This window comes from Pedobacter sp. AK013 (assembly GCF_014205835.1).
Classification (GTDB): Bacteria; Bacteroidota; Bacteroidia; order Sphingobacteriales; family Sphingobacteriaceae; genus Pedobacter.
Genome location: NZ_JACHCQ010000036.1, coordinates 1 through 24,003 on the forward strand (window position 1 = coordinate 1; position 24,003 = coordinate 24,003).

General features: G+C 39.6%; 15 protein-coding genes. 3 read left to right on the forward strand and 12 right to left on the reverse strand.

The genetic code is table 11. From position 1 onward, the window contains the following. Positions 1-81: 81 nt before the first annotated feature. Positions 82-510 carry a DUF4833 domain-containing protein gene (locus HDC90_RS20530; protein ID WP_184469728.1) on the forward strand — a complete coding sequence of 143 codons (429 nt, stop codon included), beginning with the start codon at positions 82-84 and terminating at the stop codon, positions 508-510. Positions 511-835: 325 nt separating this feature from the next. Here HDC90_RS20530 and HDC90_RS20535 read toward each other — a convergent pair whose 3' ends face one another. The 4 genes from HDC90_RS20535 to HDC90_RS20550 form a co-directional block, all read right to left on the reverse strand. Then, positions 836-1,111, reverse strand: a complete 276-nt coding sequence (locus tag HDC90_RS20535; protein ID WP_184469730.1) for a hypothetical protein — start codon at positions 1,109-1,111, stop codon at positions 836-838. Between the two features lie 90 nt (positions 1,112-1,201). After that, the gene (locus HDC90_RS20540; protein WP_184469732.1) at positions 1,202-1,666 is read right to left on the reverse strand and encodes a ribosomal protein L7/L12; all 465 of its coding nucleotides are present in this window, start codon (positions 1,664-1,666) and stop codon (positions 1,202-1,204) included. Positions 1,667-1,709: 43 nt separating this feature from the next. Next, a complete protein-coding gene (locus HDC90_RS20545; protein WP_184469734.1) occupies positions 1,710-3,035 on the reverse strand; it encodes an amidohydrolase in 1,326 nt (441 codons plus the stop codon). Between the two features lie 132 nt (positions 3,036-3,167). Next, positions 3,168-4,013 (reverse strand): helix-turn-helix domain-containing protein, encoded by an 846-nt coding sequence (locus tag HDC90_RS20550; protein ID WP_184469736.1) that lies wholly within the window; start codon positions 4,011-4,013, stop codon positions 3,168-3,170. A gap of 327 nt (positions 4,014-4,340) precedes the next feature. Here HDC90_RS20550 and HDC90_RS20555 point away from each other — a divergent pair, with 327 nt between their 5' ends. Next, positions 4,341-4,964 (forward strand): TetR/AcrR family transcriptional regulator, encoded by a 624-nt coding sequence (locus HDC90_RS20555; protein ID WP_184469738.1) that lies wholly within the window; start codon positions 4,341-4,343, stop codon positions 4,962-4,964. Positions 4,965-5,020: 56 nt separating this feature from the next. Here HDC90_RS20555 and HDC90_RS20560 read toward each other — a convergent pair whose 3' ends face one another. After that, positions 5,021-5,560 carry a hypothetical protein gene (locus HDC90_RS20560; RefSeq protein WP_184469740.1) on the reverse strand — a complete coding sequence of 180 codons (540 nt, stop codon included), beginning with the start codon at positions 5,558-5,560 and terminating at the stop codon, positions 5,021-5,023. A gap of 180 nt (positions 5,561-5,740) precedes the next feature. Between HDC90_RS20560 and HDC90_RS20565 the strand changes: the two genes are divergently transcribed. Then, positions 5,741-6,634 carry a winged helix-turn-helix domain-containing protein gene (locus HDC90_RS20565; protein WP_184469742.1) on the forward strand — a complete coding sequence of 298 codons (894 nt, stop codon included), beginning with the start codon at positions 5,741-5,743 and terminating at the stop codon, positions 6,632-6,634. Between the two features lie 319 nt (positions 6,635-6,953). On the opposite strand, the gene HDC90_RS20570 is transcribed toward HDC90_RS20565, so the two are convergent. The 7 genes from HDC90_RS20570 to HDC90_RS20605 form a co-directional block, all read right to left on the reverse strand. Beyond that, the gene (locus tag HDC90_RS20570; RefSeq protein WP_184469744.1) at positions 6,954-9,152 is read right to left on the reverse strand and encodes a glycoside hydrolase family 3 protein; all 2,199 of its coding nucleotides are present in this window, start codon (positions 9,150-9,152) and stop codon (positions 6,954-6,956) included. A 32-nt stretch (positions 9,153-9,184) separates the two neighbouring features. Next, positions 9,185-12,001 (reverse strand): TIM-barrel domain-containing protein, encoded by a 2,817-nt coding sequence (locus tag HDC90_RS20575; RefSeq protein WP_184469746.1) that lies wholly within the window; start codon positions 11,999-12,001, stop codon positions 9,185-9,187. Positions 12,002-12,227: 226 nt separating this feature from the next. Continuing rightward, a complete protein-coding gene (locus HDC90_RS20580; RefSeq protein WP_184469748.1) occupies positions 12,228-16,400 on the reverse strand; it encodes a hybrid sensor histidine kinase/response regulator transcription factor in 4,173 nt (1,390 codons plus the stop codon). Between the two features lie 152 nt (positions 16,401-16,552). Continuing rightward, positions 16,553-18,637, reverse strand: a complete 2,085-nt coding sequence (locus HDC90_RS20585) for a beta-galactosidase (protein WP_255497784.1) — start codon at positions 18,635-18,637, stop codon at positions 16,553-16,555. Between the two features lie 56 nt (positions 18,638-18,693). After that, complete coding sequence (locus tag HDC90_RS25375) at positions 18,694-20,478, reverse strand: alpha/beta hydrolase-fold protein (protein ID WP_221451909.1); 1,785 nt, start codon at positions 20,476-20,478, stop codon at positions 18,694-18,696. Then, positions 20,475-22,277: a glycoside hydrolase family 2 protein gene (locus tag HDC90_RS20600; RefSeq protein WP_255497785.1), complete on the reverse strand. Its 1,803-nt coding sequence runs from the start codon at positions 22,275-22,277 to the stop codon at positions 20,475-20,477. Before HDC90_RS20600 ends, HDC90_RS25375 begins: the two co-directional genes overlap by 4 nt. Positions 22,278-22,337: 60 nt before the next feature. Then, entirely contained in the window at positions 22,338-23,906 is a 1,569-nt protein-coding gene (locus HDC90_RS20605; protein WP_184469752.1) for a glycoside hydrolase family 43 protein, read from the reverse strand. Between the last annotated feature and the right edge of the window lie 97 nt (positions 23,907-24,003).

The following is a 24,003-nucleotide window of genomic DNA, read 5'->3' on the forward strand; positions in this document are numbered from 1 at the left end:
GTCAATTTGGATCGGCGCAAAGGGGGCTTTTTGCTTTGGCGGACCTTATCAAATTAACTCGGCAAAGGGGGGCGTTTTAAAGTGGCGAAGGGGGGGCAATTTGAAGCGGTTTATCCAATTTATGCACTAAATCTCAAAGAAAACGGGACTATCAATACCGATGCTCCTATCCAGGTTTATTGGATCCGGTACGGTGAAAAAGGACAGAAAAAGGATCTCGGCTATATCCAACGCAAGTTTGCCTACGGGATAGATACGAAAGCCCTTGGAGCCGATAAATATGAGTTTAGGTTTGTATCACATAAAAAATTACCATTTTATCTGCAAAAGTATAGCGATAAAAGCTACCATGTTTCGGTAACGATTAATAACCGCACCATTAAGGTTAACCGGTTATTTGTAAGGATACAGGGTGGCAGTTTTTGGCTTCCGAATGTAAAATATGCGGAAGTGGAAGGTACAGAAGAATCGACAGGTAAGCCAGTAGTTGAGCGGATAAGCGTGAAGTAATCTAATTCTTCATCATCTTTTAATTGTAATAAGGTCATTCGACTCCGCTCCCATTAACAGATTCCTATAGAAAGGTCGTTATTTTGCGAGGAACGAAGCAATCTTAATGCCTACGCTGGTAGCGATTGTTGTAAGATTGCTTCGTCGGCTGAAATGGCCTTCTTATAATGACGTTTATATAAACAACTGATAATCAATATATATTTTTTTACCATATAAGACATATGAGCGCATATAAGTTTAAAGTGTCACCCCCATTTTTTTCAGGCTAGAGCTATGGTGAGCACTCGCAAAGACGATCTTTTGCTACGATAAAACAACTTTATTATTTCGGCTCTTTTTTACTATCTACCCCCGTGCTAAATGTTTTATTAAACTCGCCCTTTATCCATTGTACTTTTCCAGAAGACTGCATGGCCGGTGCGATGATGTAATTTCCGGTTTCAGTATCGAGGATAACGACAAGATTATTGGGATTTACTTCGGTGTGGTACCTTCTACTGGTTTGATTTTGTCCGTTTTTAAAACTGATGGCCGTAAACATTAAGCCGGCGCCCAAAAAACCCAATAAAAGGGATTTTGTGTCTAACGTGATTTTCATATTCTTAAGATTTTTTTGTGTGTTAAATCAAGTTAAGAATTCTACTCCCCACATTTTAATTCTATCAGAAATATTGCAATATGTTTGCCCTTAAATTTTAACCAAGAAATAGGCTAAAGCTGCTGCGATTAAAATAATGATCAACAATTTAATCAAAAAGTTTTTGGGTGAATTTTGGTTATTTGTGGCATTCGCAGTGATATTTTTAATATCGGTATCCCTGCTTTGTTGCATCATATTGCCGCTAACCTTAAACTGCATCAGTTTTTCAATATAATCTTTACTTTCTGCCAGCCCTAAGCCCGTAACATCCTTATAGTGTTTAATTGCATTTAACTTATTGCCCTGACTTAATATAACCAATAGCGCCGCATCCAGATCTGCCAGATTGTTTACTGGCTGATTTACTCCTTCTTCTAAAGCGTCTACATAATCTTTGGCTTCTTTTAAACCGCAGCCACTGTGATCTTTAACTACCTTAACAGCTGCTACTTTCTGGTTCCGTGAAAGAAACAACAATGCTTTTTGTTTTGCTTCGGGGCTAACATTAATCATAACTTTAAGTTAGCAAAATATGAACCAATTATGTGCAGATAAATTAGAAAACCAGATTACCATCATGGATCAATGATTTCACAGGAGATACACGTGATACAGCCTCTGCAGAGCAACTGGCATCAACCAGTACCAGATTAGCTTTATCGCCTGCTTTTGGCCACTGCCTTTTTCCTTGGTCATCTAAAGGAAGGATACTGCCAGTTGCCAGTTTCAATATTCTGGAAAGTTCAAATTCTGTACGATAGCCATAAATTTGAGCAGCAATATTGGCTTTTTGCAAAATGCTTCCTGTACCAAAAGTATTCCAATGGTCAACAATACAATCATTGCCTGCTACTACTTCTACACCATGTTTGTACAGTGCAGGAATAGGCATCGGATTGCCAGAAAGCGGAATGGTTGAAGCTATTCCCATTTTGGCCGCGCCAAGTTTTTCGGCGATTTCTTCTGTTTTGGTTTTATCGAGATATCGTAGTGCAAAAGCATGGCTCACATAGGTTTTTCCTTTTAATACTGGGTTTTCCATTACTTTATCAATCAGGTATTCGATTGTTTTTAGTCCAGATTCACCAGGTTCGTGAAGATGGATGTCAATCCCTTTTCCATTATCTAAAGCTAACTGTACTACAAAATCCATGTGCTTCTCAATAGCGCCATCAATAGAAGTTGGATCAAGGCCACCAATAAAGTCTATATCCATTTTGGCTGCTTCTTTTAACAGTTCAGCAGATTTAGTATAATATATGCCATGCTGGGGGAAAGCCACTAGCTCTGCCTGAAAAGATTTCTTTTTGTTCAATAATGCGCTTTCTAAATGCTTTAATGAATCTAATCCAGAGGTAGGCTCAATATTTACATGCGACCTTGCATAACTAGTTCCGTACGACTGGAGCAATTCAATCAATTTTTCTGAACGTGGTATAGAAGTTTTTAAAAGCTCGGGGATTATCTGTTGCTCAAAAGCGATCATATCTTTTACAGATCTGTTCTTTTTTAAATGTGCCTGCCATGGCAATCCGTAATAGGTTTTATCCAAATGGATGTGCATATCCCTGAAAGCAGGAAGCATTAACAGTCCCTTTGCATCGATTGCTTTTGCATTAGGATTATTAGGAAGCACCTGCTTCAACTTACCATCTTCAATCTCAATAATGAAAAGCCCGGTTTTAGTTTTGATTACTTCATCCTGATCATATTCGAATCCAGTTTCTAGCCTAACATTTTTTAATGTTAAAGTTTTTCCTGAGAAACGGCCTACACTTTCATCTGCAATTGCCTGTTCTGCTGAAAGTAAACAGGTACTCGCAAGTAAAATAGATGAGCTTTTAATAAAATCTTTTCTCGAAATCGAATTTGGGTTTGTCATAACAGAATTCTTTATCACAAAATTAGTATTCTGTTATGTTTATGAATAGTAGGATTTATATTAAAAATTGTATCATTTATAACTATCCATAATTATTTATCAAATTTAATAGGGAAAATTTTGTGCAATTCATTACTGCCCTCTAAATGCACGTGGAGTAATCCGGGTTTGTTTTTTAAAGAATTTAGAAAAATACGCCACATCATAAAAACCGAGGTCGAAAGCAATTGCTTTAATTGGCCTTTCGGTTGTTAGTAAAATCCGTTTTGCTTCGAGTATTAAACGTTCGTGGATCAGTGCTGTAGCAGATACGTGAAAATGCCTTTTGCATAGCATATTCAGGTAATTTGCCGAAATATTTAACTGGTCGGCATAAAAGGCAACAAATTTTTCCTTCTTATAATGCATATCGATAAGCGAGCGGTATTTAAACAACACAGGTTTGCTTTGATAAACCGTTTGATTATTAAATAACGTTCCGGCCTTCTCACTAACCATCAGCGCAATAAGCCTAATCCTGGCATTGATAATTTCCCAAAGTATGGCAGGTTTTGCCAGTTCAGATCTGATACTCCGAAATTCGTACAGAATTTTCTCGTAAGCGTTGGCGCCCAGATTAATAATGGGATAGTTTTGATATAAGATTAATGAAAAGCGTAAAGAATTGGCCAGGGTTTCGAATATGCTCCTGCTAATCATAAGTTGGTGAGCATGGGTGTCTTTGCCTAGCTCCCATTTATGGATCTGTTCGGGAAACAATAAATGCAACTGACCTCCAATAACCTGATGATCTATAAAATCGATGGTGTGTATACCACTACCCTGCTCAAAAAGCATAAAAAGAAAAAAATCATGCTTGTGTGGTTTTTCAATGTATCTTTTCCCAATTATTTCATGATAAAGCAAATTATTTCCCGAATCTTGATCAGGCCAAAATTCACTAATATCAAGCGTAGGAAAATTTGCAATCACATCCATAGACGAAAAATACCATTTTTGTATAGAAGTTACGAAAAAAGAAAATGAAAAGTGAATGAAAGGAATTCATTATTATTCTGCTTCCCTGAGGCATCAGACCAGGCATGTTGCCCTGTAGATACAGCGCAATGAGATCTGATACCTTCAGAATGAGCAGGATGAGCGTTACAAAACTGAAATAAGTTAATGTAGTTTGATTATAGAGAAGATACACACAATCATTTTATATATTTCTTCTACAGAACAAATATACAATATATCACCGATTGGTGATAAAAATAATTAAAATTGATTGTGTAATTTTCCCACACGATTATTTTTCATCACATGGAGCAGAAAACAGGGGTTAAATCGTTAAGAAACAAAGAAAAAAGCAAACAGAAGTTTTTAAATGCGGTAGAGAAAATACTCCATACCAAAGGTTTCTCGGGCCTTAAGGTTAACGATATCGCACGTACTGCAGGCCTGGACAAAAAATTGATCTATAACTATTTCGGTGGAAAGGACGAACTCATTGACGAATATATCCGCTTCCAGGATTTTTGGAGCAATGTAAAAGATGAGTCGGGAGGCCCTGTAACGAATGATGGGGGGAAAACATTCTGTAAAACAATGCTCCTCTCCCAATTTGATTATGTTTTCAAAAATAAGGATTTACAGAAAATTTTGCTCTGGGGCTTAATAGAGAACCGTAAATCGCTAAAAAAACTCGCAAACGATCGTGAAGAAAATGGTGCACGCTTATTTGAAAGTATTACTGACCCTTATTTCAAGGAAAACGCTAAAAGATATAGGGCCATTATTGCATTGCTGATATCGGGAATTTATTATTTGGACATTTACGCCACAACAAACGACTGTACTTTCTGCGGACTAGACTTAACAACTACTGAGGGAAGAACGGAAATTGAAAATGCGGTGAATTTTCTGATCGATAAGACTTATGAATAAAAAAACCGGAAAGAATGTTTCTAAAGATTTTCTTCCCGGTTTCATAATTTATCACCTCAGCAACCGCCTTTGCGGGGAATACGTTTAAAAATTACTTTACCATCCCGTTCTACATACTCGCCCGATACTATTGGATATGAATACTTGGGCGCGCATGATACGACATGGCTTCTTATAATTATTTTGTCGTTAACTTTCAGGCTCTGCAATTGTTCGAGTTGAGACTTTTCCGGCTCAAATTTTACAATGTAATCGGCACCATTAATCCTGGCCATTACACCAAAACCTAATCTTGATCCTGGCGGGAGAGAAAGAGCGGTTATAACAGCCTCCATATTGGTAAAATCACTTATATGCTCCCTTATTTTAGCAGCATCGGCATGCACTTTTTTACCTTCGGGAGACGCTTCCCATTTTTTGAATGTTACACCATCAGGGCTGGCCTCCCATTTTTTCAGTTCGACTTCCCTTTCGGCAGCAGAGAGGGTTTTTGGGGTTGGTCTTTTAGACGTTTCATTTTTAATTTCGCGATTGGCAAATACTAGTCCGCTTACCACAACCAGCGGTAAGATCAGCGCATAAATAACTTTTTTCATATTTCTGTAGGTTTAATTAACATAGTTCTATCTGCTGATAAATCAGATACGTTTAATACATTTTTTTTATTTCTCATATCTTTTTAAAGTTGGTGCAACAAAAATACTTTGATATCTTTCCCTATGAAGAACCAGAATTGTAAATAAAAATGTAAACTTTGTAAATAAAAACTTGACACTATGTTTGATAGTAGAAATCATTTCTCTGGAAAAGGCAAATACCTTTTTGGATTCATGCTAGTTTTATTTATCTCTGCAATTTGCGTGACATTCGGTATGACCGGCAGTGAGGATTTTAATTTCGACAGAAGAGAAGTTTTGCTCCGTCGGATCGGACATGAACTACTCCTACAATCGGGCGACAGTACATCGAGGGTACTCCCGATAAAAAAGATTGCCGAAAATGAGTACCAGATCGAATTTGAGAATGAGTTTACTTTCCAGCCCGGCTTGCTGGTGAATACAACGAGGCGTTTGTTGGCCAAAGACCCGATGGCAGATGATTATGTTGTTAAAGTCCTGAACGCTAACAGCTCCAATATAGTCTATGAATATGCTATATCCAAAAATAAAAAAGATGAGATTATAACATGCATAGGAAGAAAACAACCAAGAGCACGTTACATGATCGACATTAAATTGAAAGCAACAGGCATAAATACAGTAAAGAATGGATATCTTTTGGGCAGCCTACCCTTTTTAGCCTTAGTTGGTTTTATTTTTATTAGGTCTATTAAACCGCGAAGAGCTTTACCTAATGATGATCAGCATGCCGACATAATTACTTTGGGCTCAGTTCTGTTTGACGCGAAAAACCGTAAACTCACCAAAAATGAAAAGGTGGTAGACCTAACCGGTACTGAAACGCGGTTACTACTCATCTTCGCCCTTTCTCCCAATGAAACGATAGAGAGAAGCCGATTGCAAAAAGAGATATGGGAAGACGAAGGTGTTATTGTAGGGCGTAGTCTGGATATGTTTATCTCAAAGCTTAGAAAAAAACTGGAACTCGATCCCAATATCAACATTGTTGTTATACGGGCTAAAGGATATAGACTTGAAATTAACGTTTAGAAAAGTCTTCCCATTTCGAATTAAGCTTATTGGATTCGATTTGGCATTTTTAAGAAGGCTCTATAACAGACCAAAATTTTGATGATGACAATAATGGCCTGTGAGGACACAGGCCATGGAAAAGAGGCTAAAAATCTGGTGTCATTTCCTTTGGTTAATCAAAGGAAATGACGATTTATCTTAATTTATCACTTCAATGTTTTTCAATTAAAAGCTATCTCTCAAGGAGGACAATTATATATTTTTATTTTAAGGTGCAATCTCTTTTGATTTAAAGGAGAACATCTTTAACTTCATCGATTTTCAATATCTTGTAACACTACCGAACCGTAATTTTCAGTTTTTGAGAAATATGACTTGATGAGTTGCCTAACTGCAGTATAAAATCACCTGCCTCAACATTCCAGTTCTTTTTAGTTTCATCGTAGAAGGCCAGATCTGCTACTTTTAACCGAACTTCAACTGTTTTGGTCTCTCCAGGCTTCAAAAAAACTTTCTCAAAGGCTTTAAGTTCCTTTACAGGCCGTGTTACGGTACATACAGGATCGTGCACATACAATTGAACAACTTCGGCACCATATTTTGCACCGGTATTTTTTACAGTAAATGAAATTCGTACTGTATCGCTTTTGCTGTATAATTTTTTATCTGACGATAACGGCCCTAAATCAAAACTGGTATAGGAAAGACCATATCCGAATGAAAATTGGGGCGATATTTTTTTGGTATCAAACCAGCGGTACCCTACCAGAATATCCTCTTTATAGAACTGGTTGATGCTATCACCAGGGTAGGAAATTTTACCATAAAAATGTGCTGCATTATCTTCCAATTTTTTAGGAAAAGAGAACGGCAGTTTGCCAGAAGGATTTACTTCACCCGAAATCACATCTGCCAGCGCATTTCCAGCTTCAGAGCCAAGATACCATCCCTGCATAATGGCCGGCACCTTGTTTATCCAGGGCATTGACACTGCATTGCCACTAAGCAATACGACGGCAGTGTTTTTATTTGCTTTAAATAAAGCATCAATCAATTTATCCTGACCGAAAGGAAGGCTGAAAGATTTTCGGTCACCACCTTCACAGTCCTGAAAGTGGTTTTTGTTTAGTCCACCAATAAAAAAGACAATATCAGCTTGCTTTGCCACCTCAACGGCTGCATTAATCAAGGAATCGGCATTTAATTTCGATGGCTCTTCACGTCCATATAATGCAGGCCCTGAAGCATAGCCTAAACTGTATGTAATATGATCTTTTCCATATTTAGCGATCAATCCATCCAGTGGCGATTTTTCATAAGCCACCTTGAGTGATGATGACCCTCCACCGATGACCAGGCTTCGGTCAGCATTTTCTCCGATGACTGCAATTTTTTTGAATTTTCCGCTTGGAACAGGGAAAAACTTATTTTCATTCTTTAAAAGTACAATTCCTTCCTGAGCGATTTTACGGGCTGCCTCACTATGTTCTGGAGAAACGAAACGACCAAAAGGCCTGTTTTGGCTCATTGTGGTGCGAAAAATCAGTCTAAGTATGCGGCGTGCTTTATCATCGAGCAAAGTGATATCATATTTCCCTTCTTTAATCCCTTTTAGGAAGGGATTAGCCAGATAATATGATGAGTAGGGAAACTTGCCCTTGGTGGTTAAACCATCGGTATAGGTACCCATTTCCAGGTCGAGCCCATTGTTAACAGCTTCGTCGGTATTATGAACGCCACCCCAATCGCTAATTACAACCCCATCAAATGCCCAATCTTTCTTTAAAATTTTGTTTAGGAGTAGGTCGTTATGGCAACAATGCTGGCCTCTAAACTGGTTATACGAACCCATTATAGACCATGCCTTGGCTTCCTGCACAGCGGCCTTGAAAGCTGGCAGATAAATTTCATTTAGTGCACGGTCGCTTAAATCAACATTGATGTGGCCACGCCACTCCTCTTGATTGTTTAGCGCAAAATGTTTTACACAGGCCGCCACTCCGTTAGACTGAACGCCCTGAATGTAAGGAATCACCATTCGGGAACTGAGGTAGGGATCTTCTCCCATGTATTCAAAATTACGCCCGTTTAACGGGGTACGGTAAATATTTACACCAGGTCCTAACAGTACCGTTTTATTTCGATAACGGGCTTCCTCTCCGATTGATTGGCCATAAAGCAAAGATAATTTAGGATTAAAGGAAGCCGCCAGACAGGTAAGTGCCGGAAACGCGGTACAAGAATCATTTGTCCAGCCTGCTCCTCCCCATTCATCCCATAAAACTTCCTCACGGATTCCATGAGGTCCATCGTCGGTCCAAACTTCAGGTATGCCCAGGCGGGGTACACCTTTTGAACTGAATTTTGATTGTGCATAACAGAGAGACACTTTCTCTTCGGTAGTCATTAGCGAAAGTGCATTTTCAACCCGCCTCTCAATCGGTTGGCTCAAATCAAGATAAACTGGCTGTTTTTGCTGCGCGCGCGCCAATAAAGAAGTGCATATAACTGTTATCGTTAATAATATTGATTTCATTAATTGTGTGTATGTATTTGCGATAAAATCTATTAAAGTTTTACTATTGTTTTGGTACCATCATAACGAATGATCTTCGGTGCTGCATTTGTTTTTCCGATAACAACTACCCGGAAAGTCCTGTTGCTTAGCATACCTTGGAAATTACCTTTACGTTTATTGATTATCAGGATGTCTTTATCGTTTGAATATTCAAAATCGATGGTAGAAAAAGCGCCCTTTTCGTAATTATAGTTATTACCTTCATCTTCGTATAAACTAAATGCTCCATTCTTGCCTTTATAAACGCGAATTTCTATATTATCAGGTTTCTTTTCCGAACTATACTGCATTACCTCTCCAACAGGCAAAATAGTACCAGCAGGAACAAATAATGGGATGCGCTCAAGTGGGGCTTCAACATTTAACTTCTGGCCACCTTCAATCTGTTTGTGGGTATAGAAATCATACCATTTGGTTCCCGAAGGGAAATAAACTTCCCGGTTACGCGCTTTGTAACTATAAACCGGGCATACCATTAAGCCTGAACCTAAAAGAAACTGGTCGCTCACCCCGTAGGTTTTCTGATCGGCAGTATAATCCATTGCAAGCGATCTCATTAGGGTATAATCTTTATGGTATGCCATTCCGGCCAAAGCATAGATGTAGGGCATTAAGCGGTAGCGTAGTTCATCGTAATAAACCAAACTTTTGTAAACAGGATGACCTTCTGGGGCCAGATTATAAATTTCGCGGTAAGGGAACTGGCCATGGCTCCGGAAAAGCGGGCTGAATGCCCCAAACTGAAACCAGCGTAAGTTCAGTTCACGCCATTCTTTTAAATCAGCGTTTTCATTACCTGTTGCATCAAAAGCATTCTGGCCGTCAACATAGCGTTTTTCGACACAAAAGCCGCCAATATCCATTGTCCAGAACGGAATACCTGACATGGCAAAGTTTAGACCAGCAGGGATCTGTGCTTTAAGGTCTTCCCATCTTGATGCAATATCGCCGCTCCAGGTAGCGGTAGAATACCTTTGTAAACCTGCAAAGCCAGATCGCGTTAGCAGAAATACCCGCTTGTTATTATCCGCTTCGCGCTGGCCGTTATAAATGGCATTGGCGTTCATCAGGGCATAGGCATTAAAATATTTTGTAGAAGAGCCCAGTGCTGTAGGACCGCACAATTTTTTACGGTACTCCATATCGGTACAATCGCGAATGTTAGGTTCAGAAGCATCCATCCACCAGGCATCGAAACCCTTTACGTATAGGTTATCTTTCATCTGTTTCCAAAACAATTTTTGCGCATCGGGGTTATAGGCATCATAGAAAGAGCCAACATAACCCTTGCCTATCCAATCGCGTATACTATCCTGTACCGCCTGCATGTACATCCATCCCTTATCACTAAACTGTTTAAAATGTGCTGTTGTGGTATAGAATTTAGGCCATACAGAAATCATAATATTGGCATTTTCCTTATGCACTGAATCTACCATTCCTTTGGCATCTGGAAACCTTTTCAGGTCAAATTGATGGCTTCCCCATGCGTTTTCAGGCCAATAACTCCAATCAAGCACAATATTGTCAAGCGGAATCTTCCGCTTCCGGTATTCGTTTACCACATTTAATAGCTCATCCTGAGTTTTATAGCGCTCACGGCTCTGCCAAAAACCCATTGCCCATTTGGGCATAATGCTCGCCTTTCCGGTTAGTGTTCGGTAACCACTAATTACCTCATCCATGTTTTTACCAGAAACAAAATAATAGTCCATCTTATCGCCCATTTCTGACCAAAAGGATATATTACCATTTTTCTCTATCGGAGATGAAGAAAGTGCTTTAAGGCCAATATAGGAAACACCTCCGTCTGGCTTCCACTCTAATCTTATTTTGGTACGTTTTCCTTTTGTTAGCGGGAAAGAAAACCTAAATGTGTTCGGATTCCACGAAGTTCTCCAACGCTCTGGCACTACCAATTTTCCATCTAACCATACTTTGGTATAACCAGCATAATAGAGACTGAATTTGTAAACATCGGTTTGGTTGGCAAGAATTTCTCCTTCCCAGGTTACAGAACCATTGTTAAAATTAAAATCTGCAGGAAATTTCTTAACAGTTGTCAGGTTTTCATAGTCGATTGCTGATTCCTGGCGTACAATAGTTGCACTGCCTTTGTTGGTATAGGTTGCGGTCAGCGTACCTTCCTTACCGTCTTTATTGAAAAGGCTAAACTGGTTCAGGTCTTGGTAATTTCTAGGATCGCCATATTTACTCTGCGAATAGTTGTCCCATAGAATGCCATATTTTTTTGTTGACATTATAAAAGGCACCGAAACTTTGGTATTGTACTGAAAAAGATCTTCGCTTTTATGTTTATAGTTAAAATCGTCAGACTGATGCTGCCCAAGGCCGTAAATAGCCTCGCCAGGCGTACCCGTAAAAACTTGCTGAAAGGTATAACCCTTATCATTTTCTACAGTTAAAGGGCTAAAGGTTCTTTTAGCCTCCTGGAGCAATACCTTTCCGGCCTGATCAGTGAAAGAAATCTTACCCGAAATGAGAGAAATTTTTACAGTAATATCTTTAGTAGACAGTTGTGCAAATGATGCAGTTTTTGTTACCTTAAAGGGAACTGTTGGTTTAAGCCCGGGTACCACACAAAGGCTGGTCACCTGGGGAATAGTATTATCGGGCGAAGCCTGTACCCGTATAATCTGGCTGTTCACAACATTTATTTCAATTGTCTTAGCTGCTCCTGTCTTTGGATGAACCTTTATACCATTCTGTAGTGTTTCAACAGTATCTACTGCAAGCAGTTTTGTTGTAACAAGCAACAATAGTATAAAAAAAGAGAATCGTCTCATAAAAGGGATAATGTATTAAATGGTTAGAATAATGTTGTTTGATTTTTATTTTTCAAACATACAATACCTCATTTTGGACGCAGAGCAGTAATGTTAAATATGTAAGTAGAAATGTTAACAGAATGCATCCTTAAAACATTTTAGCCCTTTAAATCATGCTAGATGAGCAATTCAATTTGTTTATTGTTTTGTAGTAAAAGAATATATTTAAAAAAGGAATTTGTTTTTAACTCAAATTCCTTTTTTCTGCTATATATTCTGAAGGGAGTACATTGTATTTTGCCTTAAATGCTTTTGCAAAATAATTTGGCGTACTAAAACCAACCATGTAACATATTTCGGATATGGTTTTAGTACTTTTTTCCAGTAAAACTGCCGCTTTTTCGAGTTTAACGGACCTGATATAATCAACAGGGGTTTTACCGGTAACCCTCAGGCATTTTTTGTAGAGAGATACTCTGCTCATTGCCATATGGCTACTCAGATCTTCAACAGATAACTGCGAATTATGGAGGTTCTCTTCAATATATAACAATGCGGTATTTAGGAATTTCACATCGTCTGATTCGATTTCTATTTCTGGTGACGACATGCTGACATGTCTGGAATAAGTTTTTTTAAAGGTTTGATGCAGCGTGAGAAGGTTTTTGATCTTTGAGTGTAAAATTTCGAAGTTGAAAGGCTTGGTCATGTAATCGTTTGCCCCGGTTTCTAATCCTTTCAATTGTTCCTCCTCGGCTGTTAAAGCCGTTAACAGAATAATTGGGATATGTTTTGTCCGCTCATCTGATTTTAATTTCGCGCAAAGTTCTGTACCACTCATTTCTGGCATACTGATGTCCGAAACAATCAAATGCGGGTGCAATGCTAGTGCTTTTTGCCAGCCTTCCCTCCCATTTGAGGCCTCTACTATCTTGTAATAGGTACTCAGGTTATCTTTAAGGTAAAATCTAAAATCTTCGTTATCTTCTACCAACAAAATCACCGGGGCATTTTTTGTCAACCCAGATTTATCTGCCGGCCCTTTTACTGCTTCCTTATCATCGGTATCATGTGGAATCGGCAATTCTTCCGTTGCACTGTCATGAACCGGCTGTTCTTCTACAACCGGCGATAACAGGAGCTGAAGCGTAAAACAGGTACCCTGACCAGGCTCACTTTCTACGGTTATTTCACCACCCTGCATTTTCACAAATTCTTTGGTAATGGAAAGGCCAATCCCTGATCCCTGATTAAGAATGGATGCAGAGGTTTCATGCTGAAAAAAGCGATCAAAAATTTGCGCTTGTTTTTCTGCCGGAATACCTATTCCAGAATCCTGTATCTTCAATTCCAACAGGATTTTACCATCTTCAGTTTTATTTAACCGCTTATGCAGCATAACCTCTACTTTTCCACCAGCCGGAGTAAACTTAAATGCATTGGAGAGCAAATTAAACACGATGCGTTCTACTTTATCCTGATCAAAATAAGCATACAAACTTTCGATCGGACTAGCAAAAGTTAGTTTTATCTGCTTACGTTCGGCCAGGTCATAAAAAGAATCTGTAGCATCCTTAATAAAAGACACCACTTCACCCTCAGTATTGTTTAACCGCAGTTCCTGTTCCTCCATTTTACGAAAATCGAGCAGCTGATTTACTAGGTTTAATAAACGCCTTGCATTTCTTTTAATCATTGCCAACTGCCCGTAACGCTCATTTTCTTTTGCGGCAATTAATAGTTTATCAACCGGGGCAAGAATTAAGGAAATTGGTGTCCTAAATTCATGACTTAGGTTGGTTAAAAATTTGATCTTTAATAAATCAAGTTCCCGTAATCTTTCTGCTTCTTTACGGTCTTGCTCCCGCAGTTGCCGGGCTTCTGCCCTTTCTTGCTCCAAAGCAAACTCCCGCCTAAGTTTATTAATACCTCTTCTGCGTATATATAGTAGCACAAATCCTATCACCGCAAGGTACAAGACATATGCCCAGGTCGTTCTCCAGAAAGGAGGTGAAACGGTGATATTTAGGTGCGACTCTGCTATAGGAGCAGAATCGTTTTCGTTAAAAGCCCTGACGTGAAGAATATAATTTCCTGGATCGAGATTGGTAAAGGTGGCCTTACGCAGTTCAGATGAAACGGTAAGCCAGCGTTTATCAAAACCTTCGAGGTTATATTTATAGATTATCTTATCTGGATTTAAATAATTGAGCAGCGCAAATTGGATTGAAAAGATATTTTCTTTATAGGTAAGATTTAAATTGCTGAGCGAGGTTATGGTTTCGGGTAAAACAACATGTCCGTTTATACGCTCGCCTACACGTACTTTATGGTAAAATACTTCCAGGTCGGTCATCACCAAGGCAGCAGAGACACTGCTGTTTTTGATTTCGCTGGCGCTGAATATATTAAACCCACTTGGCCCTCCAAAAATCAGTTCGCCCGCTTTGGTTTTACCCGCAGCATTGATGTTAAACTGGGTACTTTCAAGCCCATCTGACTGACTGTATTTACTATACCTGAAATGGTAATTTTTTCCGTTATGACTAACAGAAATCTTGAAAAGACCTTTGCGTGAGCTATACCAGATATGGTGATGCTCATCCTCTAAGAGTTCGAACACCATATCTTCAGGGAGTCCGACGGCTTCATTCAGGTTTTTAAATGTACCCTTAACCGGATCGTATATACTTATTCCTTCTTTTGTGCCGATCCACATCCATCCGCGTGCATCCTGCAAAATAGAGTTTACATCGTTCTGTATCAAACTGTTGCTATCTGCAGGATTATTTTTCAGGTATTTGAAGGTAGCGCTTTTATGATCAAATATATTAACGCCCCCGGTGGTACCAATCCAGATATTTTTATTTCTGTCTTCGTACAAGCAGGAAACCACAAAAGAGTTTATTGTATTTTTAATATCAGGGTTAAAATGTTTAAATGTTCCGGTCTGCCGATCCAATAAGTTTAGCCCGCCGTTTAGAGTACCCACCCAAAGCCGGTTGTCAGAATCATTCAACAAAGCATAAACGCGATTATCTGATAGTTTTTCGGGGCCCGGACCAGACTTAAAATGCCTGAAATTTTTTCCATCAAAAGCATCAAGGCCTCCTAAATAAGTGCCAATCCATAATACACCTTCATGGTCTATTTCGAGACTTACTACAATGTCGCTGCTTAAAGAATTATTATTATCGGGGTTATTGTGATAAGTGGTAATCTCGCCGGTTATTTTATTTAAACGCAATAAACCCTCTCCATTGGTACCTATCCATAAATTGTTATGGTTATCTTCTGCAAAACAATTAACATCTTTTTTTATTGGGTTTTTACCCACCAGATAAGGATTGGCCGGAAACTTGTAAACGCTTTTATGATAGAAACAAATTCCTTTTTTAAAGGTACCGATCCAGATGATATTATTGTTATCCCTGTATAATGCTGAAATACTATTATCGCTTAAGCTTCGCGGATCGTTCTCTTTATTTAAAATATAGGTTAACTTTTTGGTCTTTTTATCCAGGATATTTATTCCACCGTGATCGGTACCAATCCAAATATTTCCATCATCACCTTCAATTATGCGGCTTACATTTTTAGAAGTTAAACCTGTATGATCTGGATTTTTCCTGAATAAATGAAAATTTCCGCTTGCCGCATTCAGGTAAAACAGGCCAAAAGGATTGGATCCACTAAAAATATAGATATCCCCGTCAGCATCACTACTAAAATTACACCAGCTTGACTGCCCTGCAAAATACTCATATACAGTATTATACCGGTTAGTTACCCGTTGTTGTTTTACATTAAACTTATCAATTATCCCGTTATAATAAACAACCCATAAATTCCCCTTTAAATCATCAATAAAATCACTTATCTGGGTATTCTTCAGTTCATTTATCTGCTCACCTTTCAAAGTATATTTTTTCGATGTACGGGTTTTAGAATCATAACAATAAATACCCTGGTTTTCGACGTTAAAATATAACTTTCCGCGACCATCTGTTTTTACCTCCCTAAGGTATCCGCCTGGAATTTTATACTTCGCAAAATGTTTTTGCTGAAAGCTTTCAAATTTTTCGCTTGCCGGGTCGTAAATACTGAAGCCCTGGTTTGATTTAATCCACAGCTCCCGCTCTGGCCCTTCAAATATGCCAATCACATACCCATTCGGTAAGCTTGAACTGTCTTTTGAATTGTGCCTGAAAATCTTAAAATCGTGCCCGTCGAATCTACTCAGCCCGGCCATTGTTCCAAACCACATAAAGCCCTTATGGTCTTTATATATTGCATTGGTTTGGTTATCTGATAAACCATTGGTAATATCAATACGGGAAAAACGAAAAGTATCTTCTTGGGCATAGAGTAAATCACACCATACCAGTACACAGATCAGGGCTAAAAACCGAAACATAATTTTTTATTAAATAACGGATGTATCCGTTCAGCGGAAATCACTAACTATCAAAAGGCAAAATTTATAATTGTTTGGTTAACGTTAATATTGCTAATTTACGATAAAATCTTGATATACGCCCAGCAATGCTCCAAGTTTATAGCTCATCTCTATTCTGTCCAAACCAATACGCCGGCAGGCCCAAGGGTTTTCTTTCCGATAATAAGTTCAGCAGTTTTAGGAAGATTAAACGTATAATCGGTTGAAGAATAGTTCACAGCCATATAAAAGCCATCTCTCCAATATACGTAAATCCCTTTAGGGTAGTTTTCGGTTGTAGCACCTGCACTGGTGTAGGTATTGGCCAAAATATCCTTTTCCAATTCAACGTCTGCTGTAGCTACGCCAATATAAGTTACCTCTCCTTTACCAATTTTGTGTTTCACCACAGCCGACTTCCCTTTATAGAACTGATCCTGATAAACACCGGTAACTTCCGAATTCTGTCCGGCCTGGAGCAAATCTGCCCAACTATTCCAGCCATAATGCTTTGAACCGCTCTGAACATCGCCCCTGTTACGCCCTGAAAGCATGTCTGTAGCCATAATTTCGGCTCCTATAAGGTCCGATATTGGTGCAGCAGTTTTGCCTTCCCAGAAATGGCCCATCCTATTCTTGGTGGCAGTACGGCAGGTGACTATTAAATGGCCTCCATTAGCAACGTATTTCTCCCATTTTTTAATCAGAGCGGCATCAGCCATTTCGTAAGCAGGCACAATGACAACGCTGTATTTAGAAAAATCAGTAGTTTCATTAATGATATCTACAGGTGCACCTAGCGATTTTGCAATCTCCATAAATTTAACGGGATATCCCCAGGTATCCCATTGGTTGGTCTGTTTTTGCCTGTCTATTGACCAGTAATTTTCCAGGTTCCAGAGAATAGCCGTAGATCGTACAGCCAGTTTTTCGGGCATTACTTTGCCCGGTTTGTACAGTTTGCGCAGTTGTTTTATTTCTTTATTAAACTGAATATACTCCTCTCCTCCTGGTGAAGGTGTTGTACCATCGGTTTTTATCACGCCAGAATGGTATTGTTCTGAACCATACAATATCTGTCTGAAACGGTAAGAGCAGGCCAGTTTTCCGCCTGCAGCAAAGCTATGGTATAACCACATGCGCACTGTTCCGGGTAAAAGCAGCGGATTATAACTTCCCCAGTTTACCGGACCAGGTTGAATCTCCATCACTCCAGATAGTCCTCCCAATTGCTGATAATATGAAGATGCAAATAGTAATGGCCTGCTATCGCCCAATCTGAACCCCAGCTCACCAATATTATCGCTGCCGCCATTAGGATAAGCGGTGTAGGCTGCAAAATCAACTTTTTTTGTTCTGCCAGGATCGGCCCCGGTAGAAACAGCAGTGTAATTGGTGGTAATGTATTGTGCTTTCGAAATGTTTTCTCTTAACAGGCTGGCCTGAAAATCAAGAAACTCGGCCTGCGCATCAGCACAATAACGTTTAAAATCGAGTAATGCATGCGGGTTATTTCCCCACCAGCCCACCAGGTTGGTATTGTGGATCATAATCTGATCAAAACTGTTATACCACTGGCTCCAGAAAGCTGTTCCCCAGGCATCATTTAAGGCATCGATGGTTTTGTACCTGGTTTTTAGCCATTGTCTGAAAGCTTCCTGCGAAGACGGACTATAATCAGGTTTGGCATCTGGCTCATTATCAAGCTGCCAACCGGTTATATTCTTGTTCTTACCGTAGCGCTTCGCCATTTCGCGTACTATTTTTTCGACAAAAGAGCGGTACCTGGAGTTAACGATTGAACCCAGCCCCCTTGTTCCATGTTCAGCACGGATATAGTGCCCATCCATGATAAAAGTTTCGGGGTAATTTACGCGCATCCAGGCCGGTGTAGTTGCCGATGGAGTACACATGACCACTTTAAGCTTATATTTTGTGCAGAGATCAACTGCCTTATCCAACCAGGCAAAATCAAAATGCCCTTCTTCTGGCTCCATTTTAAACCAGGCAAACTCAGCAAGGTGGACAAACTCATACCCCATGTCTGCAATCTTTTTAATATCACGTTCCCACTGATTTTCTTTCCAATGTTCCGGGTAATAGTATATTCCTGTGGTAATTAAATCTTTTTCAGGAAAATAGGCCCCTGCAGTCTGCGATTTTACCGTGACTCCACAGAGCATTGATAGCAAGGCCACCATTAAATACTTCTTCATCATTTATTCTAGTATCTACTTAATTGTTAATGTCTTCTTTATATTTTTTAGTACCCTTATTTAAAAATATGCTGAGTAAAAAGATACAGGTTATTGGCCCATTCAGTATCATCGTGTGCATTCGAATCTACGTGCCATACATGTGGCACCCCTTCTTTTTTGAGGTATTGGTGTACGCGCTGGCTAACATTAAACAGGCCGTCTTTCGTACCACAGGCCAGCCATAAAACTTTTAGCTTCTGTTTTGCAGCCAACGGATCGGGTAAAAGTTTAGCATCAGAAAGACCTCCGAATTGGTTGGTATTGGGGGCCGAAGAGAAACCACCCACATAGGCAAAATTGTTGATATGCGATAGTCCTATATTAAGGGATTGGCCACCACCCATAGATAAGCCGGCGATTGCACGGTGCCCGCGGTCGGTATAAACCGAATAATGAGATTCAATAAAAGGAATAATTTCATGGAGCAAATCGTTCTGGAAAGACAGCCCGTAACCTTTATAACCGCCTTTTCGTTCCTCCTGCTCATCCGGTTTTGGGTTATTTACGGTTACGTTGGTATTACAGTTTGGAAAAACAATTATCATTGGCTTAATTTTACCCTCGCTTATCAGGTTATCGATAATATTATTGGCATTAATCCAGTATGGCCACTGGCCGTTACCTGAATTAAGTCCGTGCAACAGGTAAATTACCGGGTAGCGCTTGGCACTCGAATAGCCCGGAGGCGTATAAACCAACATTTCGCGCGATTGCCCCAGTGCTTTGGAAGCGTATTGAACCGGACTGACCTTGCCATGTGCTATGTTGTCGCGTTTATTTCTGAAACCTGCCGGTGGATCGTTAAATGCAGGTTTATCGTCAGGGTTTAATTTTACGGTCCTATCAAAAATGGGGGTTCCTGCTTCCTGCCCCTTAATATATCCCCTTACCTCCATCCATTTCCGGCAAGCTTCAGGCCATAATGATTCCGTATTTTTAGAGTGTGCAAGTCCATAACCATGCCCACCGGTCTGGTATATATGCAGTTCGCATGGAACATTGTTTTTCTCCATCGCGAGTGCATAGGCCACACTATTTTGTACCGGAACCGCTTTATCATCCATAGAATGGACCAGAAACGCAGGTGGTGTTTCGCCATTCACCTGCAGTTCATTTGAAAAATAGGTTACCCTTTCTGCAGCTGGATTTTGGCCCAATAAATTTACTTTTGAACCTTTATGGGTAATATTTTCCTGCATGGATATTACTGGATAAATCAATATCGAAAAATTTGGCTTCACGCTGGTTGTATCATTAGTGGAGGATACCTTTTCCTTAAAATGAGTTGATATCGTAGCGGCGAGATGCCCACCTGCTGAAAATCCCATTATCCCGATTTTTCCGGGATTGATTCCCCACTCTTTAGCGTTGCGCCTCACCAGGCGCACAGCCTGTTGTCCATCCATTAAAGGACCGATAGCTTTATCGGTCATAATCGCATCATTTGGCAACCGGTATTTTAATACAAAAGCCGTAATGCCAAGACTGTTTAGCCACTTGGCCACTTCCTTTCCCTCATGAGCAATGGCCAATCCGGAATAGCTGCCGCCCGGGCATATAATTATTGCTGTTCCGTTAGCGGTTTCGCGCGGGGCAGGATACACATCAAGTATGGGTTTTGAGATCTGGCTCATCCAGCTATTTGCTGAGTCTACCTGCTGTTTATAATTGGCGTTAACAATTGCGCCTGGCGCTTCTCCCCCCCAAAGATAGATTGACTTACTTTGACCAAAAACATTAAAGGTTGCCATTAAACAGCCTAAAGTCAGTACGACTTGTCTTAAACTTATAGGTTTCATTTTCTTTTATAATATTGTTCCATAATAAACCAGGCTTTTTTTCTTTCTCCTTTTTCAGATAACAGGCCTTTTCTGTTATACCCTTTCTGATAAAGGGGATGCATTCTGCCCAGTGAGCGGTAATCAAACAAAAGCCATGGGGCAACCCCGCATAAATTGGGGATGGTGTTAAACATCTTGAGCTGGTTGATATAAATTTGCTGCTGATATTCTTCTCTCCACGAAGCAGCCTCGTCTGCCGCTCCACCAACATTGCCGAACAAAGCCTCTCCACCGAATTCGGAAATAAAAACCGGTTTATCCGGAAAGGCCACGTTCCAGGTTACATTTTCAGGCTTACCTTGCCAGGGTATATACCAGCCAATATACTCGTTAACCGAGATGATATCGACATACTTATAAAGGCTATCCCATACTTTAAAAGAATTATTATTATAAGATTGACTATTGGTAACGTGTGTTACTAACCTGGTAGAATCGAGTTGCCTGCATACCTGGGTTAATGCAGCAAGCGCCTTGGTACGGTTTGGTGTACCATCGTAGGTTTCATTAGAAAGGCTCCAGATTACAACGCTACAGCGGTTCCTGTCTCTGCGAACCATTTCTTTGAGCATCAAATCCATTTTTGATAAAACAGCAGTATCTGAAAATTCAATATGTTGGTATACCGGCAATTCACTCCAGACCATTAATCCCATTCGTTCGGCCTGTTTTATCATATTTTCATTATGCGGATAATGCACGAGCCGAACCAAATTGCACCCAAGTTGTTTGGCTTGGTTTAGCAGCAATGTTGCATCTTCTTTAGAAAATGCTCTTGCCCCCTTAAATGGATTTTCTTCATGAATATTTATTCCCTTAAGAAAAATCTCCTTACCATTGAGAACAACTTTATTGCCTTTTACTTCAATGTTCCTGAAACCAATTTCATCTTCAACAGTATCACTTTCCGTCTCAATAATCACTTTGTAAAGTTTGGGATCATCTGGCGACCACAATTTAAAAGATGAAGAAAATTGTAGTCCGGCAACTCCATTGTTGTCTGATTTTACTGAACGCTCAAACTTTAGTTCAGGAATTTTAATTTTAATACGTTTTTGTTTATCTGCCCCGTTCAACTTTACCCATCCCGACACCTCTTTTTGGCTTCCTTTCAGGAGCTGTATGCTATAATCTTCAATGTAAGTATTATCCGTTTCGATAAGATTTACATCACGGGTAATGCCTCCATAGTTTAACCAATCGTAGCCTAACCCCGGAAGTCCGTTTTTAAGCCTCTTGTTATCAACCTTAACAATTAGTGAATTTGTACCAGGTTTGATTTTTTGAGTTATTTCAAATTGAAATGGCGTAAAGCCACCCTCGTGGCTCCCGATCTTTTCTCCATTCAAGTAAATATCTGCCAGATAGTTTACTGCGCCAAAATGAACAAAGAGCCTTTTATTTTTATCAAGCGAATAACTAAATTCTTTTTTATACCAAACAACCCCCTCAAAATAGGTCAGTTCACACATTTGAGAATTAAAATCGCCAGGCACTTTCAATCGTGGGCTACCTTCAAAAGAATATTCTACAAAATCGGTTTTTAACAAGGGCTTTTTTTCCTGCCATATCTGCCTCCATTCGCCAATGCCTGTAGGATCCAGAATAACATTCCATTCACCGTTTAAGCTGGTAGCGTTCCTGGATTGAGCATTAATCATTGCAGTTTGTGCATGCGCATTAACTACTGCAAGCAGCATGGATAAAACAATCCATGTCAGCTGTTTAAATAATATGATTTCTATTCTTTTGTTCATCCTTGGTTTAGGTCTTAATTATATTATTGCAGAGGCAAAATAGCATTGCCCCGTACTGATTTAAAGCACTGGTTTGTATATAAATTCATCAAAATCGCCATAGGCTTTGGCATTTTTATTTTTGGATTGGGCATATAATCCAATTAAAACACCAGTAAAACCTCCATTCGTTTCAGAACTCAGGTACCATATGTTTATCTTATCTAAAAATTTAAATTCTTTACCATCTACAGAATAGTAAAACGAGTAAAAGTCTTTATCTCCTTTTACTTGTAAATAAACATGATCGCCAGAAATTTCGACTTCTTGTGCAACATGGTTCAGTACACCCATTTTATAATTTAAAGACACTTTATATTTGCCATTATTAGATTTTTTCAAAAAAACATCGTAATGTGCCTGAGGTGAATAGTAAGCCGTCATTCCGGCCTGGTCGTCTTCTGTTGCATCCTTTAATGACAGTAAAGTGGTGGCTGAAAAATTAATATGCTCCTGTCTGCGCCCAACAAAAGTGGGCGAATCATGATCATCCAAAGAAACCGGGCTTGCTTTGAGCCTCAATGAACCTTTTTTCTCGGTAAGAGAATAATTCTTCATAAATGGATTTCGCAGGTAGATCCAATCAACGCCTAACTTGTTTTCATTAAAATTGGTCGAATAATCTGGTTTCTTTACTGGTTTTAGAGGTAAGGTAGGCACATTCATATCGATATCTACCGTGCCATTACCATTTATTACCGGCCAGGCATTTACATCCCATCTTACCGGAGCCAGGAACGTTTCACGACCTAATACATGGTGTAGTAAACTTTGAGGGCGAAAGCCCAGGAATACTACCCACCATGAACCATCGTGAGCCTGAACAAAGTCGCCGTGTCCGGTACCCTGGATGGGATTACTTTGTGCATTCTCATTAATATGGGTTAAAATAGGGTTAGAAGGGTTTGGGTCATAAGGTCCATACATAGATCTGCTGCGGGCAATGGTCATTTTATGTCCATATTCGGTACCTCCTTCTGAAATAAGCAGATAATACCAGCCATCTTTCTTATAAAGATGCGGTGATTCCGGATACCGCCCACCTGTACCATGCCATACAATTTTGCCTTCGGTAAGTTTTTTTCCCGTTTTAATATCTATTTCGCTGATTGTAATGCCCTTGCCATTTGATATAAAGTAACTTTTACCATCTTCAAAATATAAAGTCGGATCGATTCCTCCCTGTTCTACAAAAATAGGTTCAGACCACTCACCCGCAGGATTGTTTGTATATACATAAAAATTCCCGCCGCCTGAAACATTCGTGGTGACCATATAAAAACGCCCTTCGTGATAACGAATGGTGGGTGCGTAAATACCTGCCGAAGGGGCACATTTATCTAATTTGAGTTGGGAAGGACGGGTAAGGCAATGGCCAATTTTTGTCCAGTTAATTAAGTCTTTGCTGTGAAAAACCGGAACCCCAGGGAAGTATTCAAAACTACTGGTAACCAAATAATAATCGTCGCCAACCCTGCATACACTCGGATCGGGATGAAAACCTGAAATCACCGGGTTTTTATACCCCTGGGCATCTACGCTCTGATAGAAGCCCAAAACAACGATTAAAAAGGTAATAATTCTTTTCATATTTTCTATTTTTAAAGGCCTAACAACTAATCTTGGTCAACATCTTTCCTACTAGATAGACCCTGAAATAAATTACCTTCAGGGAGCTCGCTAAAGC

Excerpts from the sequence above, each read along its gene's own strand:
- HDC90_RS20580 (WP_184469748.1), bottom strand. The coding sequence starts at position 16,400 with ATGTTTCGGTTTTTAGCCCTGATCTGTGTACTGGTATGGTGTGATTTA.
- HDC90_RS20545 (WP_184469734.1), bottom strand. The coding sequence starts at position 3,035 with ATGACAAACCCAAATTCGATTTCGAGAAAAGATTTTATTAAAAGCTCA.
- HDC90_RS20540 (WP_184469732.1), bottom strand. The coding sequence starts at position 1,666 with ATGATTAATGTTAGCCCCGAAGCAAAACAAAAAGCATTGTTGTTTCTT.
- HDC90_RS20585 (WP_255497784.1), bottom strand. The coding sequence starts at position 18,637 with ATGAAGAAGTATTTAATGGTGGCCTTGCTATCAATGCTCTGTGGAGTC.
- HDC90_RS20565 (WP_184469742.1), top strand. The coding sequence starts at position 5,741 with ATGTTTGATAGTAGAAATCATTTCTCTGGAAAAGGCAAATACCTTTTT.
- HDC90_RS20600 (WP_255497785.1), bottom strand. The coding sequence starts at position 22,277 with ATGAACAAAAGAATAGAAATCATATTATTTAAACAGCTGACATGGATT.
- HDC90_RS20605 (WP_184469752.1), bottom strand. The coding sequence starts at position 23,906 with ATGAAAAGAATTATTACCTTTTTAATCGTTGTTTTGGGCTTCTATCAG.
- HDC90_RS25375 (WP_221451909.1), bottom strand. The coding sequence starts at position 20,478 with ATGAAACCTATAAGTTTAAGACAAGTCGTACTGACTTTAGGCTGTTTA.
- HDC90_RS20535 (WP_184469730.1), bottom strand. The coding sequence starts at position 1,111 with ATGAAAATCACGTTAGACACAAAATCCCTTTTATTGGGTTTTTTGGGC.
- HDC90_RS20560 (WP_184469740.1), bottom strand. The coding sequence starts at position 5,560 with ATGAAAAAAGTTATTTATGCGCTGATCTTACCGCTGGTTGTGGTAAGC.
- HDC90_RS20575 (WP_184469746.1), bottom strand. The coding sequence starts at position 12,001 with ATGAGACGATTCTCTTTTTTTATACTATTGTTGCTTGTTACAACAAAA.
- HDC90_RS20555 (WP_184469738.1), top strand. The coding sequence starts at position 4,341 with ATGGAGCAGAAAACAGGGGTTAAATCGTTAAGAAACAAAGAAAAAAGC.
- HDC90_RS20570 (WP_184469744.1), bottom strand. The coding sequence starts at position 9,152 with ATGAAATCAATATTATTAACGATAACAGTTATATGCACTTCTTTATTG.
- HDC90_RS20550 (WP_184469736.1), bottom strand. The coding sequence starts at position 4,013 with ATGGATGTGATTGCAAATTTTCCTACGCTTGATATTAGTGAATTTTGG.